The 22,186-nt window shown below is 65.1% G+C and carries 24 protein-coding genes; 21 read left to right on the forward strand and 3 right to left on the reverse strand.

The features are described 5' to 3' along the window. The 16 genes from B2790_RS09515 to B2790_RS09590 form a co-directional block, all read left to right on the forward strand. On the forward strand, nt 1-1,019 hold a 1,019-nt coding region (locus B2790_RS09515), incomplete at its 5' end, for a BamA/TamA family outer membrane protein (RefSeq protein WP_286918704.1). A gap of 121 nt (nt 1,020-1,140) precedes the next feature. Further along, nucleotides 1,141-1,524: a hypothetical protein gene (locus B2790_RS09520; RefSeq protein WP_286918705.1), complete on the forward strand. Its 384-nt coding sequence runs from the start codon at nt 1,141-1,143 to the stop codon at nt 1,522-1,524. 14 nt (nt 1,525-1,538) lie between these two features. After that, on the forward strand, nt 1,539-2,504 hold the full coding sequence (locus B2790_RS09525) for an endonuclease (protein WP_085616401.1): 966 nt from the start codon (nt 1,539-1,541) through the stop codon (nt 2,502-2,504). 146 nt (nt 2,505-2,650) lie between these two features. After that, nucleotides 2,651-2,959 (forward strand): hypothetical protein, encoded by a 309-nt coding sequence (locus tag B2790_RS09530; protein WP_075045285.1) that lies wholly within the window; start codon nt 2,651-2,653, stop codon nt 2,957-2,959. A gap of 48 nt (nt 2,960-3,007) precedes the next feature. Beyond that, nucleotides 3,008-3,559, forward strand: a complete 552-nt coding sequence (locus B2790_RS09535) for a YbhB/YbcL family Raf kinase inhibitor-like protein (protein WP_286918706.1) — start codon at nt 3,008-3,010, stop codon at nt 3,557-3,559. A gap of 555 nt (nt 3,560-4,114) precedes the next feature. Then, on the forward strand, nt 4,115-5,170 hold the full coding sequence (locus B2790_RS09540) for a 3-deoxy-7-phosphoheptulonate synthase (RefSeq protein WP_286918707.1): 1,056 nt from the start codon (nt 4,115-4,117) through the stop codon (nt 5,168-5,170). An 80-nt stretch (nt 5,171-5,250) separates the two neighbouring features. Beyond that, nucleotides 5,251-5,532 carry a peptidylprolyl isomerase gene (locus tag B2790_RS09545; protein WP_003258780.1) on the forward strand — a complete coding sequence of 94 codons (282 nt, stop codon included), beginning with the start codon at nt 5,251-5,253 and terminating at the stop codon, nt 5,530-5,532. 13 nt (nt 5,533-5,545) lie between these two features. Beyond that, nucleotides 5,546-7,471 (forward strand): extracellular solute-binding protein, encoded by a 1,926-nt coding sequence (locus B2790_RS09550; RefSeq protein WP_286918708.1) that lies wholly within the window; start codon nt 5,546-5,548, stop codon nt 7,469-7,471. After that, a complete protein-coding gene (locus tag B2790_RS09555) occupies nt 7,468-8,526 on the forward strand; it encodes a microcin C ABC transporter permease YejB (RefSeq protein ID WP_286918709.1) in 1,059 nt (352 codons plus the stop codon). The genes B2790_RS09550 and B2790_RS09555 overlap by 4 nt, the downstream gene beginning before the upstream one ends. Then, nucleotides 8,526-9,542, forward strand: coding sequence for an ABC transporter permease (locus B2790_RS09560; RefSeq protein WP_025339234.1), 1,017 nt, complete (start codon nt 8,526-8,528; stop codon nt 9,540-9,542). Before B2790_RS09555 ends, B2790_RS09560 begins: the two co-directional genes overlap by 1 nt. A gap of 140 nt (nt 9,543-9,682) precedes the next feature. Further along, a complete protein-coding gene (locus tag B2790_RS09565) occupies nt 9,683-11,077 on the forward strand; it encodes a sigma-54 interaction domain-containing protein (RefSeq protein ID WP_286918710.1) in 1,395 nt (464 codons plus the stop codon). Nucleotides 11,078-11,362: 285 nt separating this feature from the next. Further along, the gene (locus B2790_RS09570; protein WP_075045288.1) at nt 11,363-12,754 is read left to right on the forward strand and encodes a GntP family permease; all 1,392 of its coding nucleotides are present in this window, start codon (nt 11,363-11,365) and stop codon (nt 12,752-12,754) included. A 10-nt stretch (nt 12,755-12,764) separates the two neighbouring features. After that, nucleotides 12,765-13,535, forward strand: a complete 771-nt coding sequence (gene hbdH / locus B2790_RS09575) for a 3-hydroxybutyrate dehydrogenase (protein WP_085704780.1) — start codon at nt 12,765-12,767, stop codon at nt 13,533-13,535. Nucleotides 13,536-13,590: 55 nt separating this feature from the next. Further along, complete coding sequence (eco, locus tag B2790_RS09580; RefSeq protein WP_015270251.1) at nt 13,591-14,070, forward strand: serine protease inhibitor ecotin; 480 nt, start codon at nt 13,591-13,593, stop codon at nt 14,068-14,070. 148 nt (nt 14,071-14,218) lie between these two features. After that, nucleotides 14,219-16,174 (forward strand): acetoacetate--CoA ligase, encoded by a 1,956-nt coding sequence (locus B2790_RS09585; protein ID WP_286918711.1) that lies wholly within the window; start codon nt 14,219-14,221, stop codon nt 16,172-16,174. Between the two features lie 202 nt (nt 16,175-16,376). Then, nucleotides 16,377-16,652 carry a peptidylprolyl isomerase gene (locus B2790_RS09590; protein ID WP_013972552.1) on the forward strand — a complete coding sequence of 92 codons (276 nt, stop codon included), beginning with the start codon at nt 16,377-16,379 and terminating at the stop codon, nt 16,650-16,652. Nucleotides 16,653-16,669: 17 nt separating this feature from the next. Here B2790_RS09590 and B2790_RS09595 read toward each other — a convergent pair whose 3' ends face one another. After that, nucleotides 16,670-17,293, reverse strand: a complete 624-nt coding sequence (locus B2790_RS09595; RefSeq protein WP_046616681.1) for a LysE family translocator — start codon at nt 17,291-17,293, stop codon at nt 16,670-16,672. A 131-nt stretch (nt 17,294-17,424) separates the two neighbouring features. Between B2790_RS09595 and B2790_RS09600 the strand changes: the two genes are divergently transcribed. Next, nucleotides 17,425-18,243 (forward strand): AraC family transcriptional regulator, encoded by an 819-nt coding sequence (locus B2790_RS09600; protein ID WP_286918712.1) that lies wholly within the window; start codon nt 17,425-17,427, stop codon nt 18,241-18,243. 201 nt (nt 18,244-18,444) lie between these two features. Next, entirely contained in the window at nt 18,445-19,059 is a 615-nt protein-coding gene (locus B2790_RS09605) for a LysE family translocator (protein ID WP_286918713.1), read from the forward strand. Here B2790_RS09605 and B2790_RS09610 read toward each other — a convergent pair. Next, complete coding sequence (locus B2790_RS09610) at nt 19,007-19,732, reverse strand: metallophosphoesterase (RefSeq protein ID WP_286918714.1); 726 nt, start codon at nt 19,730-19,732, stop codon at nt 19,007-19,009. The two genes, B2790_RS09605 and B2790_RS09610, sit on opposite strands and share 53 nt — an antisense overlap. Before the next feature lie 75 nt (nt 19,733-19,807). Between B2790_RS09610 and B2790_RS09615 the strand changes: the two genes are divergently transcribed. From B2790_RS09615 to B2790_RS09625, 3 genes are all read left to right on the forward strand, one after another. After that, entirely contained in the window at nt 19,808-20,323 is a 516-nt protein-coding gene (locus B2790_RS09615) for a DUF3016 domain-containing protein (protein WP_286918715.1), read from the forward strand. Nucleotides 20,324-20,399: 76 nt separating this feature from the next. Then, complete coding sequence (locus tag B2790_RS09620; protein WP_286918716.1) at nt 20,400-21,143, forward strand: carbon-nitrogen hydrolase family protein; 744 nt, start codon at nt 20,400-20,402, stop codon at nt 21,141-21,143. Further along, complete coding sequence (locus B2790_RS09625; protein WP_075045298.1) at nt 21,140-21,382, forward strand: hypothetical protein; 243 nt, start codon at nt 21,140-21,142, stop codon at nt 21,380-21,382. Before B2790_RS09620 ends, B2790_RS09625 begins: the two co-directional genes overlap by 4 nt. Nucleotides 21,383-21,386: 4 nt before the next feature. Here B2790_RS09625 and B2790_RS09630 read toward each other — a convergent pair whose 3' ends face one another. Next, the gene (locus tag B2790_RS09630; RefSeq protein ID WP_286918717.1) at nt 21,387-21,887 is read right to left on the reverse strand and encodes a methylated-DNA--[protein]-cysteine S-methyltransferase; all 501 of its coding nucleotides are present in this window, start codon (nt 21,885-21,887) and stop codon (nt 21,387-21,389) included. Between the last annotated feature and the right edge of the window lie 299 nt (nt 21,888-22,186).

The raw sequence follows: 22,186 nt of genomic DNA on the forward strand, positions 1-22,186 counted from the left end.
TCGGTACCGGTAACAAGGTGTCGATCGGCCTGACCCGCAGTGAGTACCAGACCAAGTACAACTTCGGCTTCACCGACCCCTACTTCACCGCCGATGGCGTCAGCCTGGGCTACAACCTGTTCTACAACAGCACCGACTACAGCGATTACTACGACGACGGCGTTTCCTATTACGCGATCGACAGCTACGGTGCCGGGGTCAGCTTTGGCTACCCGATCAACGAAACCTCGCGCCTGACCTATGGCCTGACCCTGCAGCACGACAATATCTCGCCCGGCACCTACAGCGCCGACGAGATCTACGACTTCATCGCCCGCGAAGGCAAGAGTTTCAACAACCTCAAGGCCTCGATCGGCTGGTCGGAATCAACCTTGAACAAAGGCGTGCTGGCTACCCGCGGCCACTCGCAGAGCCTGACGCTGATGGCCACCCCCCCTGGCAGCGACCTGTCGTTCTACAAGCTGGACTACAGCGGCCAGACCTACCTGCCGCTAACCAGCAACACCTCGCTGCGCCTGCATACCAGCCTGGGCTACGGCGACGGCTATGGCTCCACCGACGGGCTGCCGTTCTATGAAAGCTACACCGCAGGTGGGCTGGGTTCGGTGCGCGGGTTCAAGGACGGCAGCCTCGGCCCGCGCAATACCCCGGCCACCGGCACCTACGCCAGCGCCGGGCAGGCCTATTACTCCGACCGTGACACCGACGTGCTGGGCGGCAACATCCTAATTGCCGGCGGTGCCGAATACATCTTCCCGTTGCCGTTCGTGAAGGACCAGAGCCAGCTGCGCAGCTCGGTGTTCGTCGATGCCGGCAACGTGTACGCCGACACCTGCTACCTGTCGACCACCCAGGGCTGCGGCAGCGTGGACCTGGCACAGATGGCCGTGTCGCTGGGGGTTGGCGTGACCTGGTACAGCCCAATGGGGCCGTTGAGTTTCAGCCTGGCGGCACCGCTGAAGAAGCCGGATGGGGCAGAAACCCAGATCTTCCAGTTCTCGCTGGGCCAGACCTTCTGATGCCTGATGCCGTAACGCGCTGGCGTTGAGCATTACCCGCTTTTACCCCTGCTTAACCCAAGTTGACAGTGACCTTGCTTAAGCTGGCCAGGACTCGTACCCCGCCCAGCAGGACATGCCCATGCCACCCTTCACACCATGCTTCCCCACTTCACTGCGCCCCGACGAAGTCCCGGTCGCGCTACTCGACCTGGTCCAGCAGCGCCTGGCCGGGCTGCTCGGCCCGCGCTTCACCGTGGTGCTGGGCGGCAGTGGCAACGGTGCCGGGGTCAGCCACTACCACCTGGCAATCCAGCACAACCAGAGCGGTGTTTCCCTGGAGGACACCGGCGCCGTCGGCACCGGCTTCATCGAGCGCCTGCTGCGCATGGCCACCCAAGTCAAGGCCATGCTCGACTCGGCCACGTTCAGCAGCATGGGCAGCAACGACCCGCGCCGCCCACTGGTGTGGATCAGCGAGCTGGCCAGCCCCAAGGAAATGATTACAATGCATGCCCCAACCTGAAATATGTTTTTCCCATGAAATCACTGCTTTACGCCGTATCCTTACTGTTTTCCTTCACCCTCCCTGCCCTGGCCAGCCCACCGGCGACCTTCACCGAGGCCAAGGTGGTGGCCAAGCAGAAGGTGTACATGGACCAGGCCAGCAGTGCCATGGGCGACCTGTACTGCGGTTGCAAATGGGCCTGGGTGGGCAAGTCTGGCGGGCGTATCGATGCCGCCTCTTGTGGCTACCAGACACGCAAGCAGCAGAACCGCGCCGAACGCACCGAATGGGAGCACATCGTGCCGGCCTACACCTTCGGCAACCAGCGCCAGTGCTGGAAGAACGGTGGCCGCGAGCATTGCGTGGATGACGACCCGGTGTTCCGCGCCATGGAGGCCGACCTGTTCAACCTGTACCCGGCAGTGGGCGAGGTCAACGGCGACCGCAGCAATTTCAACTACGGCATGGTTGCTGGCAATGCAGGGCAATACGGGCAGTGCTCCACCAAGGTCGACTTCGTGCAGCGTGCTGCCGAACCACGTGACGAAGTGAAAGGCCTGGTCGCCCGCACCACCTTCTACATGTACGACCGTTACAAGCTGAGCATGTCGCGCCAACAGCAGCAGTTGCTGATGGCCTGGGACAAACAGCACCCGGTGTCGGCCTGGGAGAAAGAGCGTGACCGGCGCATTGCCGCGATCATGGGCCATGCCAACCCCTTCGTGACCGGGGAACGCAAATGGACCGCCAACTACAAGCCAGTCGGCAGTGGCGTGGTGCAAGCGGTGCCGGCGAAGGCTGCCAAGCCAGAGGCCAAGCCGAGCCTGGCCAGTGCCGGGTCGGTGGGGGCGGTGCTTGGCAACCGCAACAGCCACGTCTATCACCTTTCCGTCGGCTGCCCGGGCTATACCCAGGTCACCGCGAAGAACCAGGTCACCTTCGCCACAGAGGGTGAGGCGCAGGCAGCGGGTTATCGCAAGGCGGGCAACTGCCGCTGATCGCCTTCCTCGGGGCCTGCGCGGCCCCCTTGCAATCGAGCGGGCTGCACGGCAGCCCGCAACAATGACCATCCGTCGCCCAGACGGCACCCCACTCCCCGCCCCCAGCCCAACGAATGACAGATCATCCGCAAAGGAGACGTTCCATGATCCGCATTCGCCCACTCTCACTGTGCCTTGCCCTTGCCCTGGCCAGCGTCACTGGCACCAGCTTCGCCGCCACCGACACAGACACCGACAGCCGCCCGCAAACCGACCAGTACGGTGGCAAGACTGCCGGTGAAGACAGCAGCGTCAACAGCCCAGGCAGCAGCAAAGCCAACGACAGCAGCGACACCGGCAGCAACAGCGATGCCGCCGACGGCGCCGCTGGTGGCTCCAACAGCACCGGCGAAGCCACCGGCTCCGGCGCCGGGCACTCGGGTGGCACCGCCGAGGACCAGGACAGCCATTGAGGCCGGCCTGGGCTACACTGCGCCGGAACGCCCTGCCAAGGATTCACCATGAACCTCAAACTCTGGCTGCTCGCCGCCCTGCTGCCGTGCAGCGCCCTGGCCGTCGCTGGTGGCCAGGGCGCGCTGTCGATCAGTTCATCGTCGTTCACCGATGGCGGCGTGATCGCCTTGCAACAGGTTGGCCCGGACCCGGCCTGCGGTGCCGGCGAAGAGCGCACCCCGCAACTGAGCTGGGACAACCTACCCGCAGGCACCCAGTCGCTGGCCCTGATCATGTTCGACCCGGACGGCGGCAAGGGCATTGGCGTGGTCCACTGGATCGCCTACAACATCGACCCGGCCCAGGATGGGCTGAAGGAAGGCGTCGCCGGGCTGACCGGACAAGGCGTGACCGTGGGGCGCAACTCACGGGGCACGCTCAGCTACCGCGGCCCCTGCCCACCCGCCGGCGACAACCCGCACCACTACGCGCTGACGCTGATCGCCACCGACCTGCCATTGGGCACCCTGCCCGAAGGCCTGGACCGCAGCGGCCTGCTGCAACTGTTGCAAGGCCACGCGCTAGGGGCGCAGAGCCTGGTCGGGCGCTATGGCCATTGAATCGTGCGGTACAAAAACAATTGATCACCCCCATAGCATTTATCCATTGAATGGCCCGGCCGAACTGAAGTAAGCTCGGGCTCATTCATTGGAGAGCAACATGCCGAAACACACCCGCAACCACGCCAACCACACCGGTCGCAGCCTGCGTCCTGTGCTGGCCGTTGCCGGCTGCGTGGCACCTGCCAGCTATTACTTTGGGTATTGGTTTAGCCACTAGGCGCCGATACCCACACGGCGCCCACCTTCGAGGGGCCGCCGAACATGAGAATACTCAAACCCCCGGTCGGCTCCCCGACCGGGGGTTTTGCTTTTCAGGCCTTTGAACAACACCGATTCACATTGAGGACAGATTCATGAACTACGCCACTTATTACTACGCAAACACCTACGCCTGGCGATTTAGCCAATCCCGTTCGGGCCAGCCTGCCGCCTCCGTTCGGTCTTCCACAGGTGGCAATGCAGCAGCCAATACGAATTCAACGATCTGTCGAACACCTCGATAGGGCCGACCATGCGGGCCAGAACCCGCCGTCCGCCCAGGGAAAAAACGCCATGCAAGCTTCCAGCCTCGCCCTGACCCAGCCGCAAGCGGCCAACACCACCGTCAGCCAGCGCCTGCCCAGCCCGCACCTGCTCAAACAGCAAATGCCGCTGTCCAGCGAACTTACCCAGCAAGTCCATGCCCACCGCCAGGCCATCCGCGACATCCTCGAAGGCCGCGACCAGCGCCTGCTGGTGATCGTTGGCCCGTGCTCAATCCACGACCCGCGCTCGGCCCTGGAATACGCCGACCGCCTGGCCGCCCTCAGCCGCGAAGTCGACGACAAGCTGCTGCTGGTGATGCGCGCCTACGTCGAAAAACCCCGCACCACGGTCGGCTGGAAAGGCCTGGCCTACGACCCGCACCTCGATGGCAGCGACGACATGCACGCCGGCATCGCCCTGGCCCGCGGGCTGATGCTGAACATGATCGAACGCGGCCTGCCGGTTGCCACAGAACTGCTGCAGCCAATGGCCGCCGGCTACTTCGATGACCTTCTGGCCTGGGCCGCGATTGGCGCGCGCACCACCGAGTCGCAGATCCACCGCGAAATGGTCAGTGGTCTGGAGCTGCCGGTCGGCTTCAAGAACGGCACCGACGGCGGCATCGCCATCGCCAGCGACGCCATGCGCAGCGCCGCCCACCCGCACCGCCACTTCGGCATGGATGCGCAGGGCTACCCGGCCATCATCGAGACCTTGGGCAACCCGGACACCCACCTGGTGCTGCGCGGCGGCCACAAAGGCCCGAACTTTGACGCCAACAGCATCGCCATGGCCCGCCAGGCGCTGGCCAAGGCCGGGCTGCAGGCGCGGATCATGGTCGATTGCAGCCATGCCAACAGCGGCAAGGACCCAGCGCGCCAGCCGGCGGTTTTCAACGATGTGCTGGAGCAGCGCCTGGCCGGCGACCGTTCGATCGTCGGCGTGATGATCGAAGGACACCTGTTCGACGGCTGCCAGGCGCTGGGCAAGGGCGCGCTGAAATACGGCGTGTCGATCACCGACGGTTGCCTGGGCTGGGCTTCGACCGAAACCCTGTTGCGCGAGGCGGCACAAAAACTCTAGGTAGCGGCACGCAAGCCTGGCGAGACATACCCCGGACAAGTGCGCTAGGCTTGCCTTTTTTACCCCAAGGAGCAGTACCCATGGCCCGTGCAACCGCCCGCCACATCCTGGTCAGCAGCGAAGAGAAATGCAACGAACTGAAAGCCCAGATCGAAGCAGGCGCCGACTTCGCTGAAATCGCCAAAGCCAACTCCACCTGCCCGTCCAGCCGCCAGGGCGGTGACCTGGGCTCGTTCGGCCCGGGCCAGATGGTCAAGGAGTTCGACACCGTGGTGTTCAGCGCCCCGGTCAATACCGTGCAAGGCCCGGTGAAGACCCAGTTCGGCTACCACCTGCTGGAAGTGACCAGCCGCCAGGACTAAGTCCTCGCAGCCGATGAAGGTTCCTGTGGGAGCGGGCGTGCCCGCGAATGCGTCCGAGCATGCAGCCTCGTTGCCTGATCTGACGCATTCGCGGGCACGCCCGCTCCCACAGAGATTGTGGTGCCTGTTCCTGCTTTGCCTGGCTTTCAACGCCCACGCCGCCTCCACCCACGCCCTCACCGTCTACGGCGAAGCCCCCCGCTACAACGCCAGCTTCCAGCATTTCGACTACGTCAACCCCGACGCCCGCAAAGGCGGCATCCTGCGCCGCTCGGCCATCGAGATCGGCCAGTTCGACCATATCCTGCCGTACATCGACAAAGGCATCGGTGTCAGCGAGGTCGATGGCCTGCTGTACGCGCCACTGGCCGTGCGCTCGTTCGATGAACCCTACACTGTCTACGGCCTGATCGCCCGGCGCATGGAGCGCGGCCCGGAGGATGCCTGGCTGCGGTTCGAGATCGACCCGCGCGCCACCTTCGCCGATGGCAAGCCGGTGCGCGCCGAGGACGTACGCTTTACCTTCGAGCTGCTGATGAGCAAGGGCAGCCTCAAGTACCGCACCCAGTTCGCCGATGTCGCCGCCGTCATCGTGGAAAACCCGCACAGCGTGCGCTTCGACTTCAAGCCCGACCACGGCCGCACCCTGCCGCTGGACCTCGCCAGCCTGCCGGTACTGCCCGAACACGACTGGCAGCAGCGCGATTTCGCCAACGGCGCCGGCTTCGACAAGCCGGTCGGCAGCGGGCCGTACCGTATCGGGCGCATCGACAACGGCCGCAGCATCACCTTCGAGCGCGACGCCAACTGGTGGGCGCGCGATCTGCCGGTCAGCCGTGGCCGCTACAATTTCGACAAGCTGCGCATCGAGTACTTCGGTGATACCGAAGTGGCGCGGCAGGTGCTCAAAGGCGGCGGCTACGACTACAACCGCGAATTCTCCGCCACCGCCTACACCCTGGGCTACAACGGCGCGCAACTGGACGACGGCCGCCTGCAGCGTGCCCACCTGGGCCCGGCCAAACCGCAGGTTGCCCAGGGCTTCGTGTTCAACCTCGACCGGCCGCAGTTCAAGGACCGTCGCGTGCGCCAGGCGCTGGGCATGCTGTGGGACTACGAGTGGAGCAACCGGCAGATGATGCGCAACATGTACATCCGCCAGCAGAGTGTTTTCTCCAATACCCCGCTGGCCGCCCGCCAACTGCCGGATGCCGGCGAGTTGAAACTGCTCGAACCGTTGCGCGGCAAGGTGCCGGACGAAGTCTTCAGCACCGTGTTCACCGCCCCGGTCACCGATGGTTCGGGGATCATCCGCAAGCAGCAGCTGCAGGCACTGGCGCTGCTCGAGCAAGCGGGCTGGCGCCCTGAAGGCGACCGCCTGGTGAACAGCCAGGGCACGCCGCTGGCGTTCACCTTCCTCAACGGCCAGGCAGGCATGGAGCGCCTGCTGCTGCCGTGGAAGCGCAACCTGGCACAGATTGGCGTGACCCTGGACATCCGCAACGTCGATTCGGCCCAGTACGTCAACCGCCTGATGGCACGTGACTACGACATGATCGTCACTGGCTACCCGGTCACCCTGTCGCCCGGCGCCGAGCTGTACAACTATTTTGGCTCGGCAGCGGCCCACGACCCTGGGTCGAACAACCTGATGGTGCTGCAGGACCCTGCCGTGGACCGCCTGATCGACGGCCTGGTGCGCGCCGACACCCAGGCCGACATGCTGCACCACGCCCATGCCCTGGACCGGGTGCTGCAATGGAACTACTACTGGATCCCCAACTACTACCCACCGGGCAGCTCCACTGCCTGGTGGAACCGCTTCGGCCTGCCCAAGGTCCAGGCTGCCTATGACGAAGGCCTGGACACCTGGTGGGAAGTCAGCCCCACCGCGCTGACCAACGCGCAAATGGCCGAGCGCCGGAAATCCTCGCCATGACCACCTACATTCTGCGCCGCCTGTTGCTGATCATTCCCACCCTGCTGGCGATCCTGCTGGTCAACTTTGCCATTGTCCAGGCCGCGCCGGGTGGTCCGGTGGAGCAGGCGGTGGCACGCCTGCAAGGCATCGGCGGCGGCGCTCCCGGTGCCCGAGCCGAGGTGGTGCATGGCGAGTCACGGGCCACCCGTGGCCTGGACCCGAAACTGATCGAGGAGATCAAGCGCCAGTACGGCTTCGACAAGTCCGCCCCCGAGCGCCTGTGGTTGATGCTGGGCCAATACGCCCGGCTGGACTTCGGCAACAGCTTCTTCCGCGGCGCCAAGGTCACCGACCTGATCCTCGACAAGTTGCCGGTCACCCTGTCGCTGGGCTTCTGGGCCACGCTGATCACCTACCTGGTGTCGATCCCGCTGGGCATCCGCAAGGCAGTGCGCCATGGCAGCCGCTTCGATGCCTGGAGCAGTGCACTGATCGTGGTCGGCTATGCCCTGCCCTCGTTCCTGTTCGCCCTGCTGCTGATCGTGCTGTTCGCCGGCGGCACCTCGCTCAGCTGGTTCCCGGTGCGCGGCCTGGTCTCGGACAACTTCGACGAGCTCAGCTTGCTGGGCAAGGTCGCCGACTACTTCTGGCACCTGGTGCTGCCGGTCGGCGCCCTGGTGATCGGCGGCTTCGCCACCCTGACGCTGCTGACCAAAAACGCCTTCCTCGACGAAATTTCCCGGCAATACGTGGTTACCGCCCGCGCCAAGGGCCTGAGCGAACGCCGGGTGCTGTATGGCCACGTGCTGCGCAATGCCATGCTGCTGGTGGTGGCCGGGTTGCCGCAGGCGTTGATCACGGTGTTCTTCGCCGGCTCGTTGCTGATCGAGGTGATCTTCTCGCTCGATGGCCTGGGCCGCATGAGTTACGAGGCGGCCGTGGCGCGGGATTACCCGGTGGTGTTCGGCACGCTGTTCATCTTCACCCTGGCGGGCCTGCTGATCCGCCTGATCGGTGACCTGTCGTACACCCTGCTCGACCCGCGTATCGACTTCGACACGAGGGCGCGCTGATGCTTTCACCGATCTCGCGTCGTCGCCTGCAACGCTTTCGCCGCAACCGCCTCGGCTGGGTTTCGCTGTGGCTGTTCGCCGCCCTTCTGCTACTGAGCCTGTGTGCCGAGCTGGTGGCCAACGACAAACCGCTGCTGCTGGGCTACAAGGGCGACCTGTACGTACCGGCGCTAAAGCGCTACACCGAGCAGCAGTTCGGCGGCCAGCTGCCGTTCCAGCCAGACTACCGCAGCGCCTATGTACGCCAGCTGATCGAGCAGCAAGGTGGCTGGATGCTGTTCGCCCCCATCCCGTTCAGCGCCGATACCCCCAACTACGACCTGCAGGTACCCACCCCCAGCCCGCCAAGCGCGAGCAACTGGCTGGGTACCGACGACCAGGGCCGCGATGTGCTGGCCCGGGTGCTGTATGGCACCCGGGTATCCTTGCTGTTCGCCTTCGCCCTGACCGTGGTCAGCGTGCTGATCGGGGTGGCGGCCGGTGCTTTGCAGGGCTACCACGGCGGCTGGGTCGACCTGGTCGGCCAGCGCCTACTGGAGGTGTGGTCGGGGTTGCCGGTGCTGTACCTGCTGATCATCCTCAGCGGGTTCGTCGAGCCGGACTTCTGGTGGCTGCTGGGGATCATGGCGCTGTTCTCCTGGCTGACCCTGGTCGATGTGGTGCGCGCCGAGTTCCTGCGCGGTCGCAACCTGGAGTACGTGAAGGCCGCAAGGGCGCTGGGGTTGCCAGACAGCCAGGTAATGCTGCGGCACATCCTGCCCAATGCCATGAACGCAACGCTGACCTATGTGCCGTTCATGCTGACCGGGGCGATCACCACCCTGACTGCGCTGGATTTTCTTGGTTTCGGCATGCCGGCCGGGAGTGCTTCGCTGGGAGAGCTGGTGACCCAGGGCAAACAGCACCTGGAGGCGCCGTGGCTGGGCTTTACCGCGTTCTTTGCGCTGGCGGTGATCCTGTCGCTGCTGGTGTTTATCGGGGATGCCTTGCGCGAGGCGTTCGACCCCAGGGGATAGGTTTTCAGGTCTGGCCTCTTCGCGGGCTTGCCCGCTCCCACAGGTACCCCACAGTCCTCAGGATTTGTGGTGACCCTGTGGGAGCGGGTTTACCCGCGAAAAGGCCGGCCCTGCTTACACAGTTTTCAGGATTTCTACCCATGCACGACAGCGACAGCCTCAAGGACTACCCCCAGGTACGGCAACTGGCGATCCGCTCGTTGTTCGAGATCATCGAGCAGTCCAGCGAGGGCACGGTAATCGTCGATCGCCAGGCGCGCATCGTCTGGATGAACGAGCGCTACGCCCGGCGCTTTGGCCTGGCCGACGCCGCCAGCGCCATCGGCCAGCCATGCGAGGCGGTGATCCCGGGCAGTCTGATGCGCGAAGTAGTGAGCAATGGCCGGCCAATCCTGCTGGACATGCTCGACACCCCGAACGAGCCACTGGTGGTAATGCGCCTGCCCATCCACGACGACCAAGGCGCGCTGATCGGCGCCATCGGCTTCGCCCTGTTCGATGAGTTGCGCAGCCTGTCGCCACTGCTCAAACGCTACTCCAGCATGCAGCAGGAGCTGGCCTTGACCCGCTCGCAATTGCGCGCCCGCCAAGCCAAGTACAGCTTCGCCCAGTTCGTTGGCAGCAGCGCCGCCAGCCTGGAGGCCAAGCGCCGCGCCCGGCGTGGCGCAAGCAGTGATTCGCCGGTGCTGCTGCTGGGCGAAACCGGCACCGGCAAGGAACTGCTGGCCCATGCCATCCATGCGGCGTCGGCGCGGGCGCACAAGGCGTTTGTCAGCATCAACAGTGCGGCGATCCCCGAGACGCTGCTGGAAGCCGAATTCTTCGGCACCGCCCCCGGCGCCTTTACCGGCGCCGATCGCAAGGGCCGCAGCGGCAAGCTGCAACTGGCCGAAGGCGGCACGCTGTTCCTCGACGAGATCGGCGACATGCCGCTGGCCCTGCAGAGCAAGCTGTTGCGGGTGTTGCAGGAGAAGGAGTACGAGCCGGTAGGCTCGAACCAGATGCTGCGCAGTGATGTGCGCATCATTGCCGCCACCTCCATCGACCTGCAGGCCGCCATCGCCCGCGGGGCATTCCGCGCCGACCTGTATTACCGGCTGAATGTGCTGCCGATCGAGGTGCCGCCACTGCGGCTACGGCTGGAGGACCTGCCGGCGCTGTGCGAGGCCATCCTGGGGGAACTGGGCAGCCAGTATGAGCTCGAGGCCGAAGCGCAGCAGCTATTGGCGCGGCATGCTTGGCCGGGGAACATTCGCGAGCTGCGCAATGTGCTGGAGCGGGCCACGCTGCTGGCGGATCAGCCGCGGTTGGGGGTGGCGGATCTGCGGGCGGCATTGGGGCCGTTGAGCCCCGTGGCGGCTGCGCCTGCGCGCCAGACTTACCGTGAGGCGTGTGAAAATTTTGAGCGTGAGCTGATTGTTGGGGCATTGGCCGAGTATGCGGGAAATGTGCCGCAGGCCGCGCAGGCATTGGGGTTGGGGCGGTCGACCTTGTACAAGAAGATGGTAGCGCTGGGTATTTCGTCTCTAACTTGAGACTTATGTTTCTGATTTGAGATCGTTGCGAGGGCTTCGCCCTCGATCGCCGGCAAGCCAGCTCCCACAAGGTATTGCACCGCTTTCAGAACTTTTGGATAACCCTGTGGGAGCTGGCTTGCCGGCGATGGGCTGCAAAGCAGCCCCCTACAGTCTCAAAATGTAGACAAGATTATTAGAAAAACAAAATTAATCATTTAAAATCATCAACTTACAGATCTGGCACGATTCCCGCTTTCTCCTGCTCACCGATAAAAACAAGACTCACCCAGGAGACCCACCCCGATGACCGTGCTCATCGCCCTTGCCGCTCTGGCCCTGCTGATGCTGGCTGCCTACCGCGGCTACAGCGTAATCCTCTTCGCCCCCATCGCCGCCCTCGGGGCGGTACTGCTCACCGACCCGTCTGCCGTGGCCCCCGCATTCACCGGGGTGTTCATGGAGAAAATGGTCGGCTTCATCAAGCTCTACTTCCCGGTGTTCCTGCTGGGCGCCGTGTTCGGCAAGCTGATCGAGCTGTCCGGCTTCTCGCGCTCGATCGTCGCCGCCGCCATCCGCGTGCTCGGCACCCGCCAGGCGATGCTGGTGATAGTGCTGGTCTGCGCCCTGCTCACCTACGGCGGCGTGTCGCTGTTCGTGGTGGTGTTCGCGGTGTACCCGTTCGCCGCCGAGATGTTCCGCCAGAGCAATATCCCCAAGCGCCTGATCCCGGCAACCATCGCCCTGGGCGCGTTCTCGTTCACCATGGATGCCCTGCCCGGCACCCCGCAGATCCAGAACATCATCCCCAGCACCTTCTTCAACACCACCGCCTGGGCCGCGCCCTGGCTGGGCCTGATCGGCACACTGTTCGTGTTCTGCACCGGCATGGCCTACCTGCAGCGCCAGCGCAACAAGGCCCAGCGCGCCGGTGAAGGCTATGGCAGCGACTTGCGCAACGAACCGGAAACCGCTGCCGACCTGGCGCTGCCCAACCCTTGGCTGGCCCTGTCGCCGCTGCTGCTGGTGGGGGTGATGAACCTGCTGTTCACCCACTGGATCCCGCAGTGGTACGGCCCCAGCCACAGCCTGCAACTGCCCGGCATGAGCGCGCCGGTGCAAAGCGATGTGGCCAAGCTCACGGCCATCTGGGCGGTGCAGGCGGCGTTGCTGGTGGGCATCCTGATGGTGCTGGTGTGTGCCTTCGGCGCCATCCGCACCCGCCTGGCCGAAGGCACCAAAAGCGCCGTGGGCGGCGCCTTGCTGGCGGCCATGAACACCGCCTCGGAATACGGCTTTGGCGCGGTGATCGCCTCGCTGCCGGGCTTTCTGGTATTGGCCGACGCCCTGCGCGGCATCCCCAACCCACTGGTCAACGAAGCCATCACCGTGACCTTGCTGGCCGGCATCACCGGCTCTGCCTCGGGCGGCATGAGCATCGCCCTGGCGGCCATGGGCGACAGCTTCATCGCCGCCGCCAATGCCGCCAACATCCCGCTCGAAGTGCTGCACCGGGTGGCCGCCATGGCCAGCGGGGGCATGGACACCCTGCCGCACAACGGTGCGGTCATCACCCTGCTGGCCGTGACCGGGCTGACCCACCGCGAGGCCTACAAGGACATTTTCGGTATTACCCTGATCAAGACCCTGGCGGTGTTCGTGGTCATCGCCACGTTCTACGCCACCGGCATCGTCTAAGGAGCTTTGCATGACCCTCAAAGGCAAGACCGCACTCGTCACCGGTTCCACCAGCGGCATCGGCCTGGGCATTGCCCAGGTGCTGGCCCGCGCAGGCGCCAACATCGTGCTCAACGGCTTCGGCGACCCTGGCCCGGCGCTGGCCGAGATCGCCCGGCACGGGGTGAAGGCAGTCCATCACCCGGCCGACCTGTCGGACGTGGCCCAGATCGAAGCGCTGTTCGCCCTGGCCGAGCGCGAGTTCGGCGGCGTCGACATCCTGGTCAACAACGCCGGTATCCAGCACGTGGCGCCGGTGGAGCAGTTCCCGCTGGAAAGCTGGGACAAGATCATCGCCCTCAACCTGTCGGCCGTGTTCCATGGTACGCGCCTGGCCCTGCCCGGCATGCGAGCGCGCAACTGGGGGCGCATCATCAACATCGCCTCGGTGCACGGCCTGGTCGGCTCCACCGGTAAGGCGGCCTATGTGGCGGCCAAGCACGGCGTGGTCGGCCTGACCAAGGTGGTGGGCCTGGAAACCGCCACCAGCAACGTCACCTGCAATGCCATCTGCCCCGGCTGGGTGTTGACCCCGCTGGTGCAGAAGCAGATCGACGATCGTGCTGCCAACGGTGGCGATCCGCTGCAAGCGCAGCACGATCTGCTGGCAGAAAAACAGCCATCGTTGGCCTTCGTCACCCCCGAACACCTGGGTGAGCTGGTACTATTCCTGTGCAGCGAGGCCGGTAGCCAGGTTCGCGGTGCCGCCTGGAATGTCGATGGTGGCTGGTTGGCCCAGTGACGGGCGGCCTGGGCCTGGCGACGGTCTTGCATTCGTTTATCTGCAAGGAGGCCCTATGCGCCCAACCCCGATGACCGCGATCCTGGCCCTGACCCTGGCTGCCGCCGCACCCGCGATGGCAGCCAGCCTGAAGGACGTCGCGCCCTACCCCGAGGCGGAAAAAGGCTTCACCCGGCAGGTCATCCACCTGCCGGCCCAGGCTGATGAGTCGGCCTATCAACTGGAAATCCTCGCCGGCAAGACCCTGAAGGTGGACTGCAATCGCCAGCGCCTGGGCGGCAGCCTGGAGGAACGTACCCTGGAAGGCTGGGGCTACAGCTACTACCGCCTGGACAAGGTCAGCGGCCCGGCCAGCACGCTGATGGCCTGCCCCGATGGCAAGAAGACCGAGGCCTTCGTGCCAGTGGTCGGCGAAGGCTTCATGCTGCGCTACAACAGCAAGCTGCCGGTGGTGGTGTATGTGCCCAAGGACGTCGAAGTGCGCTACCGCGTCTGGACCGCGTCGCAGGACGTGCAAAAGGCTAAAGTAGAGTAAAACGCAAGCCCCTGCTGCCAGGGGGCTTCTTCGCGGGCACGCCCGCTCCCACAGGCTGTCACCAGGCTGGACATCTACGCTGTACCTGTGGGAGCGGGCGAGCCCGCGAAGGCGCCCTCGAATCCAAATGATCATCTGGAGGTTCGGCATGAACGATGTGCTCTGGCGCCCCTCCACGGCGCAGATCGAGGCCAGCCGGATGGATGCCTTCCGCCGCCGGGTCAACCTGCGCTACAACCTGCAACTCGACGACTACCAGGCGCTGCACCGCTGGAGCATCGAACAGCGCCCTGCCTTCTGGCAAACCCTTGCCGACTATTTCCACGTTCACTGGCATACCCCGCCGAGCCAGGTGCTCAGCGAAGGGCCGCAGATGCCCGATGCCCAGTGGTTCAGCAACGCCACCCTCAACTTCGCCGAACACCTGCTGCGCCGCCGCGACGACCGCCCGGCCCTGGTCGCCGTGCGCGAAGACGGCCAACGCCAGCTGTTCACCCATGCCCAGCTGGCGGCCCAGGTGGCCGGCCTGCAAACAGCCTTCAAGGCCGCCGGCATCGTCCCCGGCGACCGGGTAGCCGCGGTCATGCCCAATACCTGGCAGACACTGGTCGCCATGCTTGCCTGCACCAGCCTCGGTGCGGTGTGGTCCAGCTCCTCGCCCGAGTTCGGCGTACACGGCATCATCGACCGCTTCGGCCAGATCGAGCCCAAGCTGCTGATCGCCTGCGCCGGGTACCAGTACGCCGGCAAGGCCATCGACCAGGTGGACAAGGTCAACCAGGTGTGCGCGCAGCTGCCCGGGCTGCAACGGCTGATCGTGGTGCCCCATACCCGCAGCGGGACCCGCGCCGACGAATTCCAGGCCGCCAACGTCAGCCTGTGGGACGAGTTCTTTCAGCCCGGCGGCGAGCCCCGCTTCACCCCGCTGCCCTTCGACCACCCGCTGTACATCCTGTATTCCAGCGGCACCACCGGTGTGCCCAAGTGCATCGTCCACCGCGCTGGCGGCGTGTTGTTGCAGCACCTGAAGGAACATGGCCTGCACAACGACCTGAAGGCCGATGACGTACTGTTCTACTACACCACCTGCGGCTGGATGATGTGGAACTGGCTGGCCAGCGGCCTGGCGGTGGGCGCCACGCTGGTGCTGTACGACGGCTCGCCGTTCCATCCCGGCCCCGAGCGGCTGCTGGACCTGATCGACGCCGAGGGCATCCAGGCCTTCGGTACCAGCGCCAAGTACCTGGCGGCACTGGAGCAGGCGGGCCTCGAACCTGCGGCAAGCCACCGCCTGGAACGCTTGCGCCTGCTGCTGTCCACCGGCTCTCCGCTGTCGCCACACAGCTACGACTACGTGTACCGCAAGATCAAGGCCGACCTGTGCCTGGCGTCGATGTCCGGCGGCACCGATATCGTCTCCTGCTTCGTGCTGGGCAACCCGACCCTGCCAGTGCGCCGTGGCGAGATCCAGTGCAAGGGCCTGGGCATGGCGGTGGAAGTGTGGAACGAGCATGGCCAGCCGGTGCAGGGCGAAAAAGGCGAGCTGGTGTGCACGCGCAACTTCCCGTCGATGCCGCTGGGGTTCTGGAAGGATACGGACGGCAGCCGCTATCACGACGCCTACTTCAGCCAGTTCCCGGGGGTGTGGGCCCAGGGCGACTATGCCGAACAGCGTGCTGATGGCGGACTGGTGATTCATGGCCGCTCCGATGCCGTGCTCAACCCCGGCGGGGTGCGCATTGGCACGGCGGAGATCTACCGCCAGGTGGAAAAGGTCGAGCAGGTGCTGGAAAGCGTGGCCATCGGCCAGGACTGGCAAGGCGACGTGCGGGTGGTGCTGTTCGTTCGCCTGCGTGACGGCCTGCAGCTGGATGAGGCCCTGCGCCAGCACATCCGCCAGGTGATCCGCCAGTACACCACGCCCCGTCATGTACCGGCGGTGATCGCCCAGGTCGATGACATCCCGCGTACCATCAGCGGCAAGCTGGTGGAGTTGGCGATTCGCAATGTGGTGCATGGCTTGCCGGTGAAGAACACCGACGCCCTGGCCAACCCCGAGGCGCTGGAGCAGTTTCGGGATCGGGAGGAGTTGCGCACCCCGTAATGAAGGTATTCACCGTCATTGTGGGAGCGGCCTTGCGTCGCGAAAGGGCCGCAAAGCGGCCCCAGAAATCTATGCTTCGCTGCTGAAATCCTGGGGCTGCTTTGCAGCCCTTTCGCGACGCAAGGCCGCTCCCACAATGGCCTCAACCCGACCCGTTAAGGCATAATGCCCACCTTTTTCGCCCCCGAAGCACAGGTACCCCATGAAAGCCCAAGCCCGCCACATCCTGGTCAAGACCGCTGACGAAGCCGAAAAGCTCAAGCAGCGCATCGCCAATGGCGAGGCTTTCGATGTGCTCGCAAAAAAGTTCTCCACCTGCCCTTCGGGCAAGCGTGGCGGCGACTTGGGTGAAATCCGCCCCGGGCAGATGGTCGGCGCCATCGACCAGGTGATCTTCAAGAAGCCCCTGCGCGTGGTGCACGGGCCGATCAAGAGCAAGTTCGGCTACCACCTGGTGCAGACGTTCTACCGCGACTAAGTGCCGAGTACCCAGTTCTAGCGCCGCGCAGCCAGCAGCCCGAGGCCGGCGCAGCCCAGCAATGAGGCGCTGACCCGGTTGAACAGCCGACGTGGGCCGGGCTGGCTGAACCAGCGCTGCAGGTACGCCCCCAGGCCGGCGTAGATGGCGATGGCGGCCCATTCCAGCAAAAGGAACAACACACCCAGCCAGAGGAACTGCTCGCTCACCGGGGTGGCGCTGCCGACCGAGACGAACTGCGGCAGGAAGGCGGTGAAGATCAGGATTGCCTTCGGGTTACCAGCGGCCACCCAGAACTCCTGACGTGCCAGGCGCCAGGTGCCGCGTGGGTGATCGCTTGCCACCACCGCCTCGCCCACCGGTGCCCGCCACAGTTGCCAGGCGATATAGAACAGGTACGCCGCCCCCACCACCTTGATGGCCAGGAACAGGTATTCGCTGGTGTGCAGCACCACTGCCAGGCCCATGGCCGCCAGGGCGATCATGCCGCTGAAGGCGACGATACGCCCGCCACCGGCCACGCAGGCCGTGCGCAGGCCGTAACGGCTGGCATTGTGCAGCGACAGCAGGTTGTTCGGCCCCGGCGCCATGTTCAGGGCGAAGCAGGCGGGGATGAAAAGCAGCAGGCTTGAGAGGTCCATTATTGTTTTCCTTTGGCAACAGGCGTCTATTTCGGCGGGTAGCGGGCCTTGCGGTCAAGTTACAGCCAGCGGAAAAAACTGTATGGGTGCACGGCGCCTGATAAGCTGCCGCGCATACCGAGGACCCTGTGATGCCCCGTTCCCATGCCGCGCTGTGGCGCGACCCGGCCCTGCCGCATGTCGAAAGCCGCCGCGCCTGCCATAGCCGCGCCTGCTACAAGCCCCACAGCCACCCGACGTTTTCCATCGGTGTGGTGGACGCCGGCCACAGTCATTTCACCGGTGCCGGCAACGGCCAGCAACGCCTGACACCCGGCACGCTGGTGCTGGTCCCGGCCCGCCGGGTACATGCCTGCAACCCAGAGCCCGGGCAGGCGTGGAGCTACCAGATGCTGCATGTGGATGCCGACTGGCTGGCACAGCTGCACCTTGAGTCCGGGCTGGAGGGTGCCGGGCCCGGCGAGCCGGCACGTATCTGCCAGGTGCCGGAGGTGTATCGGCAGTTCTGCGAACTGAACAGCCTGCTGTTCTCCAACGCCAGCAATGGTGAGAAGGATGCGGCGCTGATTGCCTTTCTGGGTGACCTGGACTTTGCCAGGCACGCGCCGTTGGCACCGGCACCGGCCCTGGGGGCGACCGCGTTGAGTGGGCTGATTGCGCACATCGAAGGCCAGGACCCGGCACAGTTGAGCCTGGCGGTACTGGCCCGGCAGGCCGGGCTTGGGCGCTACCAGTTGATTCGCGCATTTCGCGCGGCCACCGGGTTTACACCGCATGCCTACCTGCTCAATGCCCGGGTCAACCGTGGGCGGCAATTGTTGGGTGAAGGGCAGGCACTGGCGGAGGTGGCCTATCGGCTCGGCTTTGCCGACCAAAGCCATTTCCAGCGGGTGTTCAAGGCCCATGTGGGGGTGACACCGGGGCAGTATCGGGATCGGCTTAGCCTTTGAGATTTTGGGCTCACGTTATAGCTGTGGGAGCGGGCGCGCCCGCGAACACCGGCTACGCCGGTGCCATCCTGCGCGCTGGATTTTTCGCGGGCACGCCCGCTCCTACAGGGACCGCGCCTGCTGGTTAGGCCTGCAATATTGTTCAATACGGCATGAGCGCCGAGGGGCAGAGTCAGGCTTTACGCCAGAGCAACCTCACCAATGCAACAGTTCCTGATCATCGCCCTCGCCCACTTCCTCGCCCTGCTCTCTCCCGGCCCGGACTTCTTCCTGGTCGCACGCACCTCGGTCAGCGCCGGCTGGCGCGTCGCGATCGGCGCCTGCCTGGGTATCGCCCTGGCCAATGGCGTGTTCATCATCATGGCTTTCACCGGCCTGTCGGTACTGCAGGAAGGCAGCCTGCTGTTCACCGCCCTGCAACTGGCCGGCGCCGGCTACCTGCTGTACATCGGCACCCTGTTCCTGCGCCATGCCGGGCAAACCAGCCTGGGCGCAGTCGCTGGCAAGCAGACCGCCCAAGGGTGGTGGCGGGGATTGGGCATGGGGTTCCTGTCCGGCATCCTCAACCCCAAGAATGCGCTGTTCTATGCCAGCCTGGTCAGCATGGTCGCCAGCGCCAGCTTTGCCTGGAAAGCAACCTGTGCCCTGTGGATGTTCAGCATCGTGCTGCTGTGGGACCTGCTGGTTGCCGTGGCCATCGGCAACCCGCTGGTGCTGCGGCGCTTTGCCCGCTGCCTGCCTTGGCTGGAGCGGGCCTCCGGGGTCATGCTGGTGCTATTGGCTGCAGCACTGTTGTTTCACCTGGCCTGGGGCTGACCAGTTGCAGGGTCCGCATGTCCATCAAGGTGAAATGGCCACTGGCCCACCCCCCTGTATCCAGATGCCAGACATTGCCCAGCAGCTTGGCCTCCAGTACCGGCGTGTGGCCCACCAGCAAGGCACGCAGGCCCTGCACGGGCTCGGTATCACCTACCTTCAACCGCCGCCGCGACCATTGGCACACCTCCCGTACTTGCGGGTCGTCTTCCAGTTCCAGCCAGGTCCTCAACACCGTCCAGTCGGCATATGGGCTGTCGGCATGCAGCAGCCCTACCAGGCCCGCTGCACTTTCAACCTCTATCGCGATCGGCAACTGCTCGAAGCGCTCCACGAAACGCAACTGCTCGCCCCGCGGCAGGTCAAGAAACCAGCCACCCCCGGCGGCGCGGTACATGTCCAGATCGAGCCGCCCGCCGCGTACGCGGGTGATTGCCAGGGCCTCATGATTACCCTGCACGGCATGGAACCAGGGCTGCGCCAGCCATTCCAGCGCCGCCTCGCTGTCCGGGCCACGGTCGACCAGGTCCCCCACGCTGAACAGGCGGTCCACGGCCGGATCGAACCCCACCCCATCCAGGCATTGCTGCAGGCGCTGGAAGTGACCATGGATATCGCCCACCGCCAGGTCACGCCCCCGCAGGTTGGCAATCAGACGCCGAAACCGTGCCATTACAATCTTCCTCTGCTGGTAGCGCCATGCCAGGGGTAAAATGGAGGCACACGCAATCTGCCCCGGAGGTGCATCATGCGTACCGCCCTCGTGTGTGCCGTGCTCATGGCGCTGTCACTGGACAGCATGGCACAAGGTGCCCCGGCCGCGCAGGTCGAGGTACGTTTCGAGCATCCGGAAAAATTCCGCGATGCCAGCCTCGACAGCCACGGGTACGAGCGTGGCGCCGACACCTATGTGATGAAAACCCTGACCCAGTACCTGCAGAAGCTTGGCCAACGCTACCTGCAACCTGGCCAGCAACTGGTCATCGACATTCGCGACATCGACCTGGCCGGGCGTTTCGAGCCCTGGCACAGCCAGGCCTACGATGTACGTTACATGCGCGAAATCACCTGGCCGACCATCGACCTCAGCTACACCCTCAGCCAACCGGGCAAACCCGACCAGCAGGCGCAGGAACGGGTCAGCGACAAGATGTACCTCAGCCGCCCGGGCCGGGTCACGAGCAGCAGCGACCGCCTGTATGCCGAAAAGGCCATGCTCAACGACTGGTTCCGCCAGCGCTTCGCTGTCCGCCCGGCATCCTGAAAAACCCTTCACTGGTACAGGCGTTGGTGCCGGTAGTATGCTCGGCCCTTCAACCTGTACCAGGGAAGGGTTTTTCATGAAGTTGTGCGCCGTGCAACTGGCGTCGCTCAAGGGCGATGTGCAAGCCAACCTCGAACGCCACCTGGCCTGCATCGAACAGGCCGCGTCCCTTGGCGCCGAACTGGTGGTATTCCCCGAACTGTCGCTGACCGGTTATGAGCCAACCCTCGCGCGCCAGGCCGCCCTGCCCGTCAGTTCGACGCGGCTGGACCCGCTGCAGGCAGCCTGCGACCGGCTTGGTATCACCGTCGCCGCAGGCCTGCCACTGCCGACCCCTGATGGCATGCGTATAGGCATGCCGATCCTCAGCCCCGGTGCACCGCGCCAGGCCTATGCCAAGCGGCGCCTGCATGATGATGAACTGCCCTGGTTCACCCCAGGCGATCAAGCCTTGCTGCTGCAGGTAGGCGCGCACCGGGTAGCGCCTGCGATCTGCTACGAATCGATGTTCATGGCGCATGCGGCAGCCGCACGGGAACACGGCGCCGACCTGTACCTGGTCAGCGTGGCGAAAACCGCCAAGGGCATCCGCGAGGGTTACCAGCACTACCCCGAGGTGGCGCGTGAGCTGGGCATGACGGTGTTGCTGGCCAACTGCGTGGGGCCGGCCGATACCTTCATTGGTGCCGGCGGCTCGGCGGCCTGGGACAGCCAGGGGCGCTTGCTGGCCAGCCTGGACGACCACAGCGAAGGGCTGATCGTGCTGGACACCGCCAACGCCAGTGCCATCGCCGTGCCCCTGGCCCCGTACCCGGTATGATCTATCTGTTTCTGGCGTTGCTGAGCTATGCCTGTACCTACTACCTGACGGGTCTGCTGATTCAGGGGCAACTGGCCGATGTGGCCGAGGGTTTGCGCCACCGGCCCGACGCGCCGACACCTGGCGAGTACCTGCGCGCAGTCAAGCCCCATGCGCGCCGGGCCCATCGGCAGTACACCCTGATGGCCGGCACGGCGTTGGCCGTGCTGGTCTGCCTGGTCGCCAGCTGGTTCTGCTGACGCCTTACAGGTCCAGTGCCAGGCTTTGCCGGCCCTCCAGCGCCAGCAGGTACTGCTTGGCCGCCAGGCCACCGGCAAAGCCGGTGAGGCTGCCCGAAGCACCGATCACCCGATGACACGGGGCGATGATCGAGATCGGGTTGCGGCCATTGGCGGCGCCTACCGCGCGCACCGCGCTGGGGTTGCCTATCTCCCGGGCGATGTCGCTGTAGCTGCGGGTTTCACCGAACGGTATCGCCAACAGCGCGGCCCATACCTGACGCTGGAATTCGGTGCCGGTAAAATCCAGCGCCAGTTCGAAGCGCTGGCGTTTGCCGGCGAAGTACTCGCCGAGCTGGCGGGCGGTTTCCAGCAGTACCGGGCACTGGTCATCGCGGTGCAGGGCGCCAAGGCGCACGCGGTTTTCCCGCTCCTCCTCCCAGAGTACGGCTGCCAGGCACTCGCCACGGGCTACCAGGGTCAAGGTGCCGACGGGCGACTGCATGAAGGTGAATGCGCTGGACATAAGCAGGCTCCTGCCAGGTTGCGATCAACCTACTGTACGCATCCACAGCCCTGCCTGCATCCGCTTTCTTGCTAAGGCAATCACGCAACCGGAACATCGGCCTCGGCATATTGCCCGGACCAGAGTGCCATCCACCGCGTCGCCTGCTTCGCGGGTGAACCCGCTCCCACAGGGACCCCATCAGCTGAAGGAATGCGCCATACCTGTGGGAGCGGGCGCGCCCGCGAACACCGGCGCAGCCGGTGCCATCCACCGCGTCGCCTGCTTCGCGGGCATGCCCGCCCCCACAGGGACCCCAC

Origin of the sequence: Pseudomonas sp. UBA6753 (assembly GCF_002453565.1) — a bacterium.
GTDB classification, from domain to species: Bacteria; Pseudomonadota; Gammaproteobacteria; order Pseudomonadales; family Pseudomonadaceae; genus Aquipseudomonas; species Aquipseudomonas putida_Z.

Excerpts from the sequence above, each read along its gene's own strand:
- B2790_RS09520 (WP_286918705.1), top strand. The coding sequence starts at position 1,141 with ATGCCACCCTTCACACCATGCTTCCCCACTTCACTGCGCCCCGACGAA.
- B2790_RS09525 (WP_085616401.1), top strand. The coding sequence starts at position 1,539 with ATGAAATCACTGCTTTACGCCGTATCCTTACTGTTTTCCTTCACCCTC.
- B2790_RS09530 (WP_075045285.1), top strand. The coding sequence starts at position 2,651 with ATGATCCGCATTCGCCCACTCTCACTGTGCCTTGCCCTTGCCCTGGCC.
- B2790_RS09535 (WP_286918706.1), top strand. The coding sequence starts at position 3,008 with ATGAACCTCAAACTCTGGCTGCTCGCCGCCCTGCTGCCGTGCAGCGCC.
- B2790_RS09540 (WP_286918707.1), top strand. The coding sequence starts at position 4,115 with ATGCAAGCTTCCAGCCTCGCCCTGACCCAGCCGCAAGCGGCCAACACC.
- B2790_RS09545 (WP_003258780.1), top strand. The coding sequence starts at position 5,251 with ATGGCCCGTGCAACCGCCCGCCACATCCTGGTCAGCAGCGAAGAGAAA.
- B2790_RS09550 (WP_286918708.1), top strand. The coding sequence starts at position 5,546 with ATGAAGGTTCCTGTGGGAGCGGGCGTGCCCGCGAATGCGTCCGAGCAT.
- B2790_RS09555 (WP_286918709.1), top strand. The coding sequence starts at position 7,468 with ATGACCACCTACATTCTGCGCCGCCTGTTGCTGATCATTCCCACCCTG.
- B2790_RS09560 (WP_025339234.1), top strand. The coding sequence starts at position 8,526 with ATGCTTTCACCGATCTCGCGTCGTCGCCTGCAACGCTTTCGCCGCAAC.
- B2790_RS09565 (WP_286918710.1), top strand. The coding sequence starts at position 9,683 with ATGCACGACAGCGACAGCCTCAAGGACTACCCCCAGGTACGGCAACTG.
- B2790_RS09570 (WP_075045288.1), top strand. The coding sequence starts at position 11,363 with ATGACCGTGCTCATCGCCCTTGCCGCTCTGGCCCTGCTGATGCTGGCT.
- hbdH (WP_085704780.1), top strand. The coding sequence starts at position 12,765 with ATGACCCTCAAAGGCAAGACCGCACTCGTCACCGGTTCCACCAGCGGC.
- eco (WP_015270251.1), top strand. The coding sequence starts at position 13,591 with ATGCGCCCAACCCCGATGACCGCGATCCTGGCCCTGACCCTGGCTGCC.
- B2790_RS09585 (WP_286918711.1), top strand. The coding sequence starts at position 14,219 with ATGAACGATGTGCTCTGGCGCCCCTCCACGGCGCAGATCGAGGCCAGC.
- B2790_RS09590 (WP_013972552.1), top strand. The coding sequence starts at position 16,377 with ATGAAAGCCCAAGCCCGCCACATCCTGGTCAAGACCGCTGACGAAGCC.
- B2790_RS09595 (WP_046616681.1), bottom strand. The coding sequence starts at position 17,293 with ATGGACCTCTCAAGCCTGCTGCTTTTCATCCCCGCCTGCTTCGCCCTG.
- B2790_RS09600 (WP_286918712.1), top strand. The coding sequence starts at position 17,425 with ATGCCCCGTTCCCATGCCGCGCTGTGGCGCGACCCGGCCCTGCCGCAT.
- B2790_RS09605 (WP_286918713.1), top strand. The coding sequence starts at position 18,445 with ATGCAACAGTTCCTGATCATCGCCCTCGCCCACTTCCTCGCCCTGCTC.
- B2790_RS09610 (WP_286918714.1), bottom strand. The coding sequence starts at position 19,732 with ATGGCACGGTTTCGGCGTCTGATTGCCAACCTGCGGGGGCGTGACCTG.
- B2790_RS09615 (WP_286918715.1), top strand. The coding sequence starts at position 19,808 with ATGCGTACCGCCCTCGTGTGTGCCGTGCTCATGGCGCTGTCACTGGAC.
- B2790_RS09620 (WP_286918716.1), top strand. The coding sequence starts at position 20,400 with ATGAAGTTGTGCGCCGTGCAACTGGCGTCGCTCAAGGGCGATGTGCAA.
- B2790_RS09625 (WP_075045298.1), top strand. The coding sequence starts at position 21,140 with ATGATCTATCTGTTTCTGGCGTTGCTGAGCTATGCCTGTACCTACTAC.
- B2790_RS09630 (WP_286918717.1), bottom strand. The coding sequence starts at position 21,887 with ATGTCCAGCGCATTCACCTTCATGCAGTCGCCCGTCGGCACCTTGACC.